This is a genomic window from Streptomyces sp. NPDC006711, from assembly GCF_042869775.1.
Classification (GTDB): domain Bacteria; phylum Actinomycetota; class Actinomycetes; order Streptomycetales; family Streptomycetaceae; genus Streptomyces.
Genome location: NZ_JBIAGO010000031.1, coordinates 39,953 through 52,419, shown reverse-complemented (window position 1 = coordinate 52,419; position 12,467 = coordinate 39,953). Strand labels below are relative to the sequence as shown.

Genomic DNA, 12,467 nt, shown 5'->3' with positions numbered 1-12,467 from the left:
GGCTCCGCCCCAGACCCCGTTCGGCCTGAACGGCCTCGTCCGCCAACCCCGGCCAGGCTGAGGGTGCCCAAGCGGGCCCCCAACCGATGCTCAGGGGCGCCAGGGGCGCGGGGAACTGCGCGAGCAGCGCCCCGCCGAGGCACCGGGGGGGGGGCCCGGGGGGGGGGGGGGGGGGGGGGGGGGGGGGGGGGGGGGGGGGGGGGGGGGGGGGGTGGCCCCCCCCCGGGCGGGGGGGGGGGGGGGCGCCCGGGGCGGGCCCCCCCGGGGCCCCCCCGACCGGGTTCATTAGTTAGGCGTACTATCGAAGCCATGTCCGACCCGACCATCGAGCCGACCCCCGAGCCCGAGCCGACCCAGCGCCGACGGATGCTCATCCTGGCGATCTGCTGCATGAGCCTGCTGATCGTGAGCCTCGACAACACCGTCCTCAACGTCGCGCTGCCTTCCCTGCAACGGGAGTTCCACGCCGAGGTCTCCGGACTTCAGTGGACGATCGACGCCTACACCCTCGTCCTCGCCTCGCTCCTGATGCTGTCGGGCTCCACCGCCGACCGCGTCGGGCGGCGCAAGGTCTTCCAGACGGGCCTGCTCCTGTTCACCCTCGGCTCGGTGCTCTGCTCGCTGGCGCCCAGCCTCGAACTGCTCATCGTCTTCCGCATGGTGCAGGCCGTCGGCGGCTCGATGCTCAACCCGGTCGCGATGTCGATCATCACCAACACCTTCACCGACCCGCGCGAACGCGCCCGCGCCATCGGTGTCTGGGGCGCCGTCGTCGGCATCTCCATGGCCATGGGGCCCATCGTCGGCGGCGCGCTCGTCGAAACGGTCGGCTGGCGTTCGATCTTCTGGCTCAACCTGCCCGTCGGCCTGCTCGCCCTCTTTTTGACCTGGCGCTTCATCCCCGAATCCCGCGCCCCCAAGCCGCGCCGCCCCGACCCGGTCGGCCAGCTCCTGGTCATCGCGCTGCTCGGTTCACTGACGTACGCGATCATCGAGACGCCCAGCGCGGGCTGGGCCTCGCCGAAGATCTGGGCGTTCGCCGCGCTCTTCGTCGCCGCGCTCACAGCGCTCCTCGTGTACGAGCCACGGCGCGCCGAACCCCTCATCGACCTGCGCTTCTTCGGCAGTGCGCCGTTCAGCGGCGCCACCGTCATAGCGGTCGCGGCCTTCTCCGCGCTCAGCGGATTCCTCTTCCTCAACACCCTCTATCTGCAAAACGCCCTCGGCCTGAGCGCCCTGGACGCGGGCCTGCACATGCTGCCCATGGCCGCGCTCACCTTCGTCTGCGCGCCCCTGTCGGGCCGGCTCGTGGGCAGCAGGGGCCCCCGGATCTCCCTGTTGATCGCGGGGATCGCGATGGCTTCGAGCGGGCTGCTGTTCGCCCTGTTCGACGCCGAACGGACCACGACGCTGCTGTTCACCGGGTACGTCCTGTTCGGCCTCGGCTTCGGCATGGTGAACGCGCCCATCACCAACACCGCGGTCTCCGGGATGCCGCGCTCGCAGGCGGGCGTGGCCGCGGCCGTCGCCTCCACCAGCCGCCAGATCGGCCAGACGCTCGGGGTCGCGGTGATCGGCGCGGTGCTGGCCGGCGGCATGGCGGGCGTCTCCTCCGCCGGCTACGCCGATCGCTTCCCGGACGCCGCAAGGCCCGCCTGGTGGATCATCGCGGGATGCGGCCTGAGCGTGCTGGTCCTCGGGCTCGCCACCAGCGGGCGCTGGGCGCGCGAGTCGGCGCGGCGGACCGCGCGACGCCTGGAGGCGCCCGCCGCTCAGACGCCCGCCGACGCCAACGCCTGACCGCGGCCCGACTCCGCCAGCGCCTGAAGCTCCTCCAGGCGCCCGCGGGTCTCCGCGTCGCACGGCACGTACATCATCAGCCGCGGACCGGCCGACGGCCCGAGCCACAGATTGGTGTGCTCGAGCGACAGCAGGCCCACGTGGGCGTTGCGCAGATACTTCGTCTTGCCGCCGTGGGCGACCACCTCATGGCGGGCCCACACCTCGCGGAACTCCGCCGACGCCCCCTCCAGGCGGGCCAGCAGCGCCTTCCACGGCGCGTCGGTGAGGTGTTCGGCCATCGAGGCGCGGAACTTGGCGGCCATCACCCGGTTCGTGTCGGCCAGATCGACCACCGAGGCCCGCCAGGCAGGATGGGTGAAGGACAGCCACAGGCAGTTGCGGTCCTCGGGCGCCAGCGCGTCGAGATCGCAGAGCAGCTTTCCGTAGGTGCTGTTGTACGCGAGGATGTCGTACCGGCTGTTCTGGATACAGGCCGGGATCGGGGCCAGCTGGTCGAGCATGGCCCGCAGCGCGGGGGTCACGCGCGGGCAGGGCGCGTTGGGCGTCGGGTCCTGGGCGCCGGCCAGCGCGAACAGGTGGCTGCGCTCGCTGGGGTCGAGCAGCAGGGCCCGCGCGAGGGCGTCCAGGACCTGCGGGGAGACCTGGATGTCGCGGGCCTGTTCCAGCCAGGTGTACCAGGTGACACCGACAGCGGAGAGCTGGGCGACCTCCTCGCGGCGCAGTCCCGGGGTGCGCCGGCGCCTGCCGGGCGGCAGACCGACCTGCTCGGGGGTGATGCGCTCACGTCGGCTGCGCAGGAATTCCGCCAGCTCATGGCGGCGGACGTCGCTCGCAGGTGCCACAGTGCTCATGGTCTCAGCGTGCCGCACCCGTCGACGCTTGTCAGCGGGTTGCCGGGTAGTGCTTGTACCAGGATAAGCAGACTCTGGTACCAGGCTGGGAAGAGGAGGATCGTTCCCTTCGTGAGCGACACAACGGTACGCACGACCTCCACCCCTCCCACCCCTGTCACCTCTTCGACCTCCTCTGGTTCCTCTGGGCCCTCTGGTTCTTACGGTTCCTCTGGTTCTTCCGCTTCCGCGCAGGCACCCGCCGTCCCCGTGATCCACCACGCGGCGACCTCCATCGGGCCGCTCGGACTGTTCACGGTGCTGCTCGGCGCGGCGCTGCCCCTGATCGACTTCTTCATCGTCAACGTCGCCCTGCCGTCCATGGACAGCGACCTCGCCGCGGGGCCGGCGATGCTGGAGCTCGTCGTGGCCGGCTACGGCGTCGCCTACGCCGTGCTGCTCGTACTCGGCGGGCGGCTCGGCGACATGGCCGGCCGGCGCCGGCTCTTCCTGGCCGGCATGGCCGCCTTCGGCCTCACCTCGCTCGCCTGCGGCCTCGCGCCCACCGCGTGGACTCTGGTCGGCGCGCGGGTGGCGCAGGGCGCTGCGGCCGCGTTGATGATGCCGCAGGTCCTGGCCACCATCCAGGCCACGACGCAGGGCCCGCGCCGCGCCAAGGCGATGAGCCTGTACGGGGCGACCGCCGGCCTGTCCATGGTCGCCGGGCAGATCCTCGGCGGCGTCCTGGTCGCGGCCGACGTGGCCGGGACCGGCTGGCGCTCGGTGTTCCTGGTGAACGTGCCGGTCGCGGTGGCGGGCCTGGTGCTCGCGATGCGCGCCGTGCCGGAGACCCGCTCGGAGCGGCCGGCCACGATCGATGTGCCGGGCACGCTGCTGCTGGCCCTTTCCCTGGTCTCGCTGCTCGTTCCGCTGACCGAGGGCCGGGCCGCCGGCTGGCCGCTGTGGACGTGGGTCTCGCTCGGCGTCTTCCCGTTCGCGGCGAGCGCGTTCTTCCTGGTCGAGCGGCGCGCCGACCGGCTCGGACGGACGCCGCTCGTGCCGCCGAGCCTGCTGCGGACGGACTCTCTGCGGCGCGGTCTGGTGATGGTCGTGCCGTTCTCGATCGGCTTCAGCGGCTTCATGTTCGTCGTCGCGGTGGTGCTTCAGCAGGGGCTGCGGATGGGCCCGGTCGCGGCCGGTCTCGCCCTGGTGCCGATGGCGCTCGCCTTCTTCGCCGCCTCCCTCGCGGGGCCCCGCCTGATCGGCCGGTTCGGCACCCGCGTGGTGAGCGCAGGCGGCGTCATCCAGGCGGTGGGCATCCTCCTGCTCACCGTGACCGTGTGGCACGGCTGGTCGGGTCTGACCGTCGCCGAACTCGCCCCCGGCGTGGCGCTGGCCGGACTCGGCCAGGGACTTCAGCTCCCGGTCCTCATCCGCCTGATGCTCTCCGACATACCGGCCGACCGGGCCGGCGTGGGCGGCGGTGTGGTGGTCACCACCCAGCAGTCCGCGCTCGCCCTCGGCGTGGCGACCCTGGGCAGCCTCTTCCTCGCGCTCGCCCCGTCCGTGGGCATGCGGGACGCGCTGGTGGTGACGCTTCTCGCGCAGCTCGCCCTCATCGTGGTGACGGCGCTCCTGAGCCTGCGGCTGCCGCGTGTCATGCGGTGAGCCGGTGAGGGGCGAGGGGTGAGTGGTGAGGGGTGAGTGGTGAAACGAAGGGCCCGGAGCGTGTCGTGGACACGGTCCGGGCCCTTCGGCGTCGGCGGATCAGCTCTCGACGGTCTCCGTCGTCACGGGGTTGGCGCGCTCACGCATCTTGCGCAGCAGCTCCTCCTTCTTGTCCACGGCCGCCTTGCGGTCGGCCGTGCTCCCCTGGACCGAGCCCTGGTCTCCGTTGCGGGACACCTTCTTGCGCTGTCCACCAACACCGAGCAGGTTGTTACGACTCTTAGCCATGGGGCGACGGTACCCGCCCGGGGAGGGTGGCTCGTACCAGATTTCGGCGGGGGTGGCGCGGTTGGCGCGGTGGTTGCGCGACAGCGGGCGGATGACGACCAACGGATGACAGCTGACAGATATTGAAATCTGTCAGCTGTCATGCCAAGGTGGAAGCACACCCCACCACCAGGAGGAACCCCCATGCGCACCCGCACTCTCGGCACCAAAGGACCTCGCGTCTCCGTACTCGGCCTCGGCTGCATGGGCATGTCGGCGCTGTACGGAGACGCCGACCGGGACGAGTCCATCGCCACCATTCATGCCGCACTCGACGCCGGCGTCACCCTGCTCGACACCGGTGACTTCTACGCGATGGGCCACAACGAGATGCTGATCGGCGAGGCGCTGCGCTCGGCGCCCGCCTCGGCCCGTGAACAGGCCCTGACGAGCGTCAAGTTCGGCGCCCTTCGCGACCCGGACGGCGGCTGGTCGGGCTATGACGGCCGGCCCGCCGCGGTCAAGAACTTCGCCGCCTACTCTCTCCAGCGCCTCGGCGTCGACCACATCGACATCTACCGGATCGCCCGGGTCGACCCGGACGTGCCGATCGAGGAGACGGTCGGCGCCATCGCGGAGCTGGTCGAGGCCGGTCACGTACGGCACATCGGGCTCTCCGAGGTCGGCGCGGCCACGTTGCGCAGGGCCGTCGCCACGGCGCCGGTCTCGGACCTCCAGATCGAGTACTCGTTGATCTCGCGCGGCATCGAGGCCGAGATCCTGCCGGCCGCCGGTGAGCTCGGCGTCGGTGTCACCGCGTACGGGGTCCTGTCGCGCGGGCTGATCAGCGGGCACTTCGCGCGTGACCGGCAGCTGGCCGCGAACGACTTCCGGGGCATGAGCCCGCGTTTCCAGGGCGACAACCTGCGGCACAACCTCGACCTCGTCGAGGCGCTGCGCGAGATCGCCGAGCGGAAGGGCGTCTCGGTGGCGCAGATCGCCATCGCCTGGGTGCTCGCGCAGGGTGGCCGGCGGGGCGTGGAGATCGTGCCGCTGGTCGGGGCGCGTACCCGGGAGCGGCTGGCCGAGGCGCTTGGCGCGCTCGATGTGGAGCTGGGCGCGGACGATCTGGCGGCGATCGAGGCGGCGGTGCCGGTGGGCGCGGCGGCGGGCGAGCGGTATCCGGCGGCTCAGATGGCGCATCTGGACAGCGAGCACTGAGCGGTTTCACGCGGCGCGCGGGGCCTGTGGACAAGCCGTGGCCGGGGTTGTCCACAGGCTCGGCGGGCGGTCGGGAGCGAAAGGTAACGTCGAAGCCATGAGTACGCAACCGCTGACCGCCGAGCGCATCCTCGTCGCGACCGAGGAGGTGCTGCGCCGTCATGGCCCGGCGAAGGCCACGGTGGTGGATGTCGCGCGCCAGCTCGGGGTGAGTCATGGCAGTGTCTACCGGCATTTTGGGACGAAGGCGGCGTTGCGCGAGGCGGTCACTGAGCGGTGGCTGAACCGCTCGACGGACGCGCTGCGCGACATCGCGGCCCGGCAGGATCTGGAGTCGGCCGTGGTGCTGCGGCTGTGGCTGAGCGAGCTGTTCCTGGCCAAGATGCACAAGGCCGGTGATGATCCGGAGCTCTTCGGGACGTATGAGGTGCTGCTGCGGGAGAACAGCCGGGTGGTGGAGGAGCACATCGCTGAGCTGGTGGGGCAGCTCACCACGATTGTCCAATTCGGTGTGGAGCGGGGGGAGTTCGCGGTCGCGGATACGCCGGCCGTCTCGGCGCGGGCGGTGTTCGACGCGACGGGCCGCTTCCATGATCCGGTGTATGCGGGCGAGTGGTCGCGTCCGTCGATCCGGGACGACTTCGGCGCGGTGGCGGATCTCCTCATACGGGGATTGAGGCGCTAGCCCGGGGTCAGCGGGTGCGGGTGGCGGCGGGGCCGGGTTCCAGGGCTCACCAGTCGGTGGGGTATCCGATGGTGACGGATCCCGAGCCGCTGGAGATGTCCAGGACGTGGGGTGAGGTGGCGTCGAGCAAGTCGGGGGCGATGGTGCGGGAGCCTGATCCGGAGTCGCCTCGGACCTGGTAGCGGGTGGCGGCGGGGACGGTGAGGGTGACGGTGCCAGAGCCGGTGGAGGCGACGACGCGGTGGGGCGGGGTGGTGAAGTCGGCGTGCAGGGTTCCCGATCCGGCGCTCAAGTCGACGTCGGGTGAGGTGAGTTGGGTGGCTTGGATCTCGCCGGAGCCGACGGTGGCGTGGACGGTGCCTTTGAGGGCGCGCAGTTTCACGGCGCCGGAGCCGCCGGCGAGGTCGACGCGTCCGGTCAGGTCGCGCACTTTGATGTCGCCCGATCCGCCGCGCACGGTGAGGTCGACGTCTTGGGGCACGGTCAGGTGGAGGTCGATCGCGCAGTCCTGTACGTACTGGTCGACGAAGCCCTCGCACCGGGCGCCCACTTTGAGGGTGTCGCCGTCCCAGGTCCGTTCGATGCGGGGCCGTTTGAGGAGGTAGCGCAGGTCGCCGGTGAGGGTGACGCGTCCTGGGGGGCCGGTGGTGACGGTGAGCTGGGCGGCGCCGGCGTCCACGTCGATGGTCCGCACGGGGTGGGGGCGGTTGTTGTCGGGGCTGGTGTAGCCGGCGTCCCGGCTGAGGGTGTCGGCCAGGAGGGTGAGGGCGAGGGGGACGACGACGAACAGGGCGCCGATGATGGCGACGACGATCCAGGCGAGGCGGTGGCGGGGGTGTGGTTCGCCGGTTTCGGGGGCGGGGGGTGTCGCGTGTGGTGGGTGGGTGGTGGCCGTCATGCGGGGCCGCCGTCGAGGAAGCGCAGGACGGCCAGGACGCGGCGGTGGTCGCCGTCGGCGACGGGCAGGTCGAGTTTGGCGAAGATGTTGTTGATGTGTTTGGCCACGGCGCTTTCGCTGACGACGAGTTCGGTGGCGATGCCGGCGTTGGAGCGGCCTTCGGCCATGAGGGCGAGGACTTCGCGTTCGCGGGGGGTGAGTCGTTCGAGGGGGTCGGGTCCGCCGCCTCGGCGCAGCAGGAGCTGGGCGACGACCTGGGGGTCGAGGGCGGTGCCGCCGGCGGCGACGCGTCTGAGGGCGTCGATGAATTCCTCGACGTCGGCGACGCGTTGTTTGAGGAGGTAGCCGATGCCTCCGCTCTGGGTGGCGAGCAGGTCGGCGGCGTACCGTTCCTCGACGTACTGCGAGAGCAGCAACACGGCGGTCTCCGGCGCCTGCTGACGGATCATCAGGGCAGCGCGTACGCCTTCGTCGGTGAAGCCGGGTGGCATCCGGACGTCGACGAGGGCGAGGTCGGGGCGGTGTTGTTCGACGGCGCGCAGCAGGGTTTCGGCGTCGCCGGCTTCGGCGGCGACCTCGAATCCGGCCATTTCGAGGACTTTGACGAGGCCTATCCTCAGCAGTACCGAATCTTCGGCGATCACAGCCCGCACGGCAGCTCCACGGTGATGACGGTAGGGCCCCCGCGGGGGCTGTTGATTCGGATGGTTCCGTCGACCGACCCTACGCGTTTGCGCAGGCCCTGTAGTCCGGTGCCGCCGGCCGGGTCGGCGCCGCCCACGCCGTTGTCCCCGACGGTGATCGTCAGGAGTTGGGCGCGGCGGCGGACGTGGACCGAACAGCGGGTGGCCCGGGCGTGTTTGGCGACGTTGGCGAGGGTTTCGGAGACGACGAAGTAGGCGACGGCCTCGACGGTGGGTGTGGGCCGTTCGGCGAGTTCCACGGTGAGGTCGACGGGGAAGGGGGCGCGGGCGGCGATGCCGGAGATGGCGGCGTCGAGGCCTCGGTCCTCCAGGACGGCGGGGTGCAGGCCGCGGACGAGGTTGCTGAGTTCTTCGATGGCTTCCTTGGCCTCGCGGTGGGCTTCGTCGATGACGGCGCGGGCTTCGGGTGGCAGGTCGGTGAGGGTGGCGCGGGCGATGCCGAGGTTCATGGCGAGGGAGACCAGGCGTTGTTGGGCGCCGTCGTGGAGGTCGCGTTCGATGCGGCGGCGTTCCAGGTCGGCGGCGTCCAGGATGTCGGCGCGGCTTTCGGCCAGGTCCTCGACGCGGCGGGCGAGTTCTTTGGCGCGGCTGGGTCCGAGCAGGGCGCCTGCGGCGTGGGAGTCGAGGCGGGCGACGAGGGCGGCGAGGGCGGGGGTGGCCAGGAGCAGCAGGACGCCGATGACGGTGAAGGCGAGGTATCGGTCGCTCCAGCCGACGGGCCGCTGGTCGACGGGCAGCGCCCAGGCCCAGGAGTAGACGAGGGCGAAGGCGGCGCCGGTGGCCCAGCTGAGTACGACGAGGGCGCCGCCGAGCGCGGCGAGCGGGGACACGCACAGGTGGTAGCCGTATTGGCGCCAGGTGGATTCGGCGCGCAGCCGGGTCAGCAGGCCACCTGGCCGGTACCAGGGTTGGGTCCAGGGGACCTTGGGGATGTCGAGGCCGGTCAGTGACCAGAAGCGGCCGCGTTGGAGGGGGGTGAGCAGCGGGGAGATGAGGAGGACGAAGCCGAGGGTTTTGAAAAGGTGCCCGGGGTTGTTGACGGTGTAGGTGAGGGCGAGCGCCGTGGGGACGGCGACGGGGACGGCGGCGGCCACCAGGGCGGTGTTGCGCCAGGCCCACGGCGACCACGGCGCGTGGGCGGCGGTCCACTGGTACGCGCGCCGCAGCGGGCCGGGAGTTGCCATGTCCATAGCGTAGTTGGGCTGGTCAGGGGCGTTCCATCATGCTGCTGCCAGGGCGGGGGTATAGCCAGCACCACCCCGGGTTCGGACAGCGGCGTTACTGACCTGGGCGGCGGGGCGCGGAAGTGTGGTGGGTGTGCTCGGGCGGAGGGTCCGCCGGGGCGGAAGGAGCCGGCAGCCATGACTCTTGTTGTCCCGGGGCCGCGTACGAGCAGGCCGGTCCGTACTGTCGCGGGCGCCCTGGGTTCGCGGCGCCTGCCGCGGATGGCGACGGTTTTGACGGGGGCGGGCATCGCGCTGGTGCCGTGGATGGTGGTGCTGGCCAAGACGTTGCCGGCGAGCACGGAGGTTTCGCACTGGTCGACGGCGTGGGTGGGGCTTGACGCGCTGCTCGCGGTGGGGTTGACGGGTACGGGGGTGCTGGTGCGGCGGGGGGATCCTCGGGCGGCGCAGGCGGCTGCGGCGGCGGGGGCGGTGCTGGTGGTGGACGCGTGGTTCGATGTCATGATGGCCACGCCGGGGGCGGAGTTCGGTGTGGCGCTGGGGCTCGCCCTGGTGGCGGAGTTGCCGATGGCAGCGCTGTGCGCGTACATCGCCCTACGCCCCCGCCCCTGACCCCGGGTCACCAGGGTCGCGAAGCCACACCCGGGCCCACGCCGCCCCCGCCAGGGCGCGAAGCCGACACCCGTTCCGGCCCCAACCCCGCCAGGGGCGCGAAGCCGTCATCCGGGCCCGCCCCAACCCCGCCAGGGGCGCAAAGCCGTCATTCGGGCCCACCCCAACCCCGCCAGGGGCGCGAAGCCGACACCCGTTCCGGCCCCAACCCCGCCAGAGGCGCAAAGCCGTCATTCGGGCCCACCCCAACCCCGCCAGGGGCGCGGGGAACTGCGCGCCCAGCCATCCACCGGCCGGCACCCGAAAGCGGACGGCCCTGGGGCTCCGCCCCAGACCCCGGGAGGCCCCTCCCCGCCCCTTCCCTAAACCCTCCGGGGGCTGGAGAGAAACCCTGCGGGGAGGGAACAACCCTGCGGGGGTGGGGGAACAACTCTGCGGGGGCCCTTCGGGGCGGTGGAGGCGACAACCCTGCCGGGGGCGGGAGGAAACCTCCGAGGGTGCAGGGACCAACCCTGCCAGGGGACGGAAGGAAACCCTCCGAGGGTGCAGGGACCAACCTTGCCAGGGGGCGGAAGGAAGCCCCCGAAGCGGTAGATGCGACCCTTCCGGGTGGCGGGAGAAAACCCCCGAGGGGTGCAGGGAACGACCAACCCTCCCGGGGCGGGAGGAAACCCTCCGAGGCTATGGAGGGAACAACCCTGCCGGGAGCGGAAGGAACCTGCCGATGCAGCGGACGCAACAACCCCGCGCGCCGGGAGGCGGACGGAAACCCTCGAAGCGATGGACGCAACGCCCCCGCCGGGAGGGAGCGAAACCCTCCGGGGCGGTGGAGGCGGTAACCCTCGGGCTTCGCCTCGGAGCGCCCGTTCACGGTTGACGCGCTCGGCCGCAATCGCCGGACAGGCCGACGGCGCGCCCACACGCGACGGGGCGCGGGCAACCGCATCAGCGGTGTCCCGCGCCCCGGCCCGGCCCGGCTCAGCGCCCGGCCCGGCACAGCGCCCAGCCCGGCTCGGGGGCCGGTTCGGCTCAGCCGCCAGCCCGGCACAGCGCCCGGCCCAGCTCAGCCGCCAGCCCGGCACAGCGCCCGGCCCGGCTCAACCGCCAGCCCGGCTCAACCGCCAGCCCGGCTCGGCGGACGGCCCGGCTCAGCAGCCGAGGAGTCGGCTCCCGAGGTACTGCTGGATCTGGTCCAGGGACACCCGTTCCTGGGCCATCGTGTCCCGCTCCCGTACCGTCACCGCGTTGTCGTCGAGCGTGTCGAAGTCGACGGTCACGCAGAACGGCGTACCGATCTCGTCCTGGCGGCGGTAGCGCCGCCCGATCGCGCCGGCGTCGTCGAACTCGATGTTCCAGTTCTGGCGCAGGTCGGCGGCGAGGCCCTTGGCCTTCGGGGAGAGCTGGGGGTTGCGCGACAGCGGCAGGACGGCGACCTTGACGGGCGCGAGGCGCGGGTCGAGGCGCATGACGGCGCGCTTTTCCATGACGCCCTTGGCGTTGGGGGCCTCGTCCTCGTTGTAGGCGTCGAGGAGGAAGGCGAGCATGGCGCGGCCGACGCCGGCGGCGGGCTCGATGACGTACGGCGTCCAGCGCTCGCCGGCTTCCTGGTCGAAGTAGACCAGGTCGTGGCCGGAGGCCTTGGAGTGCGCGGTGAGGTCGTAGTCGGTGCGGTTGGCGACGCCTTCGAGCTCGCCCCATTCGCTGCCGCCGAAGCTGAAGCGGTACTCGATGTCGGCGGTGCGCTTGGAGTAGTGGGAGAGCTTCTCGGCGGGGTGCTCGTACCAGCGCATGTTCTCTTCACGCAGGCCCAGGCCCGTGTACCAGTTCCAGCGCTGCTCCATCCAGTATTCCTGCCACTGCTCGTCCTCGCCGGGCTTGACGAAGAACTCCATCTCCATCTGCTCGAACTCGCGGGTGCGGAAGATGAAGTTGCCGGGCGTGATCTCGTTGCGGAAGGACTTGCCCATCTGGGCGATGCCGAACGGCGGCTTCTTGCGGGAAGTCTGCTGGACCTGGCCGAAGTTGGTGAAGATGCCCTGGGCGGTCTCGGGCCGCAGGTAGGCGACCGAGGCGGTGTCCTGGGTGGGGCCGAGGTGGGTGGAGAGCAGGCCGGAGAAGCTCTTGGGCTCGGTGAAGGTGCCCTTGTTGCCGCAGTTGGGGCAGTTGAGGTCGGCGAGGCCGTTCGCGGGGGCCTTGCCGTGCTTCTCCTCGTAGGCCTCTTCGAGGTGGTCCGCGCGGAAGCGCTTGTGGCAGGAGGTGCACTCGGTGAGCGGGTCGGTGAAGGTCGCGACGTGGCCGGAGGCCTCCCAGACCTCGGGGGCCAGGATCACCGACGAGTCGATGCCGACGACGTCCTCGCGCGAGGTGACCATGTAGCGCCACCACTGGCGCTTCAGGTTTTCCTTCAGCTCGACACCCAGCGGCCCGTAGTCCCAGGCGGCACGCTGACCACCGTAGATCTCACTGCACGGGTAGACGAAGCCACGGCGCTTGCTCAGGTTGACGATGGTGTCGATCTTGTCGGCGGCCACGGTGCTCTCTTCATTAACGACGACGTGAACGGGGAACGGCGAAGCCTTCAGATTAGCGGCGGCC

At 71.4% G+C, this 12,467-nt stretch carries 11 protein-coding genes; 5 read left to right on the top strand and 6 right to left on the bottom strand.

The features are described 5' to 3' along the window. Positions 1 to 309 precede the first annotated feature (309 nt). Entirely contained in the window at positions 310 to 1,800 is a 1,491-nt protein-coding gene (locus tag ACFYM2_RS33740; protein WP_388841498.1) for an MFS transporter, read from the top strand. Here the strand turns inward: ACFYM2_RS33740 and ACFYM2_RS33735 are convergent. Beyond that, positions 1,773 to 2,654 carry a helix-turn-helix domain-containing protein gene (locus ACFYM2_RS33735; RefSeq protein WP_358999925.1) on the bottom strand — a complete coding sequence of 294 codons (882 nt, stop codon included), beginning with the start codon at positions 2,652 to 2,654 and terminating at the stop codon, positions 1,773 to 1,775. The genes ACFYM2_RS33740 and ACFYM2_RS33735 overlap by 28 nt on opposite strands. 249 nt (positions 2,655 to 2,903) lie before the next feature. On the opposite strand from ACFYM2_RS33735, the gene ACFYM2_RS33730 reads away from it, so the two are divergent. Next, entirely contained in the window at positions 2,904 to 4,301 is a 1,398-nt protein-coding gene (locus tag ACFYM2_RS33730; RefSeq protein WP_358999928.1) for an MFS transporter, read from the top strand. A gap of 99 nt (positions 4,302 to 4,400) precedes the next feature. On the opposite strand, the gene ACFYM2_RS33725 is transcribed toward ACFYM2_RS33730, so the two are convergent. Further along, on the bottom strand, positions 4,401 to 4,589 hold the full coding sequence (locus tag ACFYM2_RS33725) for a DUF6243 family protein (protein WP_358999931.1): 189 nt from the start codon (positions 4,587 to 4,589) through the stop codon (positions 4,401 to 4,403). A 183-nt stretch (positions 4,590 to 4,772) separates the two neighbouring features. Here ACFYM2_RS33725 and ACFYM2_RS33720 point away from each other — a divergent pair, with 183 nt between their 5' ends. Then, positions 4,773 to 5,789, top strand: a complete 1,017-nt coding sequence (locus tag ACFYM2_RS33720) for an aldo/keto reductase (protein ID WP_358999933.1) — start codon at positions 4,773 to 4,775, stop codon at positions 5,787 to 5,789. Positions 5,790 to 5,886: 97 nt separating this feature from the next. Further along, a complete protein-coding gene (locus ACFYM2_RS33715) occupies positions 5,887 to 6,474 on the top strand; it encodes a TetR/AcrR family transcriptional regulator (protein WP_388841490.1) in 588 nt (195 codons plus the stop codon). Between the two features lie 46 nt (positions 6,475 to 6,520). Here ACFYM2_RS33715 and ACFYM2_RS33710 read toward each other — a convergent pair whose 3' ends face one another. From ACFYM2_RS33710 to ACFYM2_RS33700, 3 genes are read right to left on the bottom strand one after another with little or no spacing between them, the layout of a single operon-like run. Next, positions 6,521 to 7,372 (bottom strand): DUF4097 family beta strand repeat-containing protein, encoded by an 852-nt coding sequence (locus ACFYM2_RS33710; protein WP_388841487.1) that lies wholly within the window; start codon positions 7,370 to 7,372, stop codon positions 6,521 to 6,523. Continuing rightward, positions 7,369 to 8,025, bottom strand: a complete 657-nt coding sequence (locus ACFYM2_RS33705) for a response regulator transcription factor (protein WP_358999942.1) — start codon at positions 8,023 to 8,025, stop codon at positions 7,369 to 7,371. The genes ACFYM2_RS33710 and ACFYM2_RS33705 overlap by 4 nt, the downstream gene beginning before the upstream one ends. After that, positions 8,013 to 9,260: a histidine kinase gene (locus ACFYM2_RS33700; protein ID WP_358999945.1), complete on the bottom strand. Its 1,248-nt coding sequence runs from the start codon at positions 9,258 to 9,260 to the stop codon at positions 8,013 to 8,015. The genes ACFYM2_RS33705 and ACFYM2_RS33700 overlap by 13 nt, the downstream gene beginning before the upstream one ends. A 177-nt stretch (positions 9,261 to 9,437) precedes the next feature. Between ACFYM2_RS33700 and ACFYM2_RS33695 the strand changes: the two genes are divergently transcribed. Beyond that, the gene (locus ACFYM2_RS33695) at positions 9,438 to 9,872 is read left to right on the top strand and encodes a hypothetical protein (protein ID WP_388841484.1); all 435 of its coding nucleotides are present in this window, start codon (positions 9,438 to 9,440) and stop codon (positions 9,870 to 9,872) included. A gap of 1,148 nt (positions 9,873 to 11,020) precedes the next feature. On the opposite strand, the gene ACFYM2_RS33690 is transcribed toward ACFYM2_RS33695, so the two are convergent. Continuing rightward, positions 11,021 to 12,403, bottom strand: a complete 1,383-nt coding sequence (locus ACFYM2_RS33690) for a glycine--tRNA ligase (protein WP_358999951.1) — start codon at positions 12,401 to 12,403, stop codon at positions 11,021 to 11,023. Between the last annotated feature and the right edge of the window lie 64 nt (positions 12,404 to 12,467).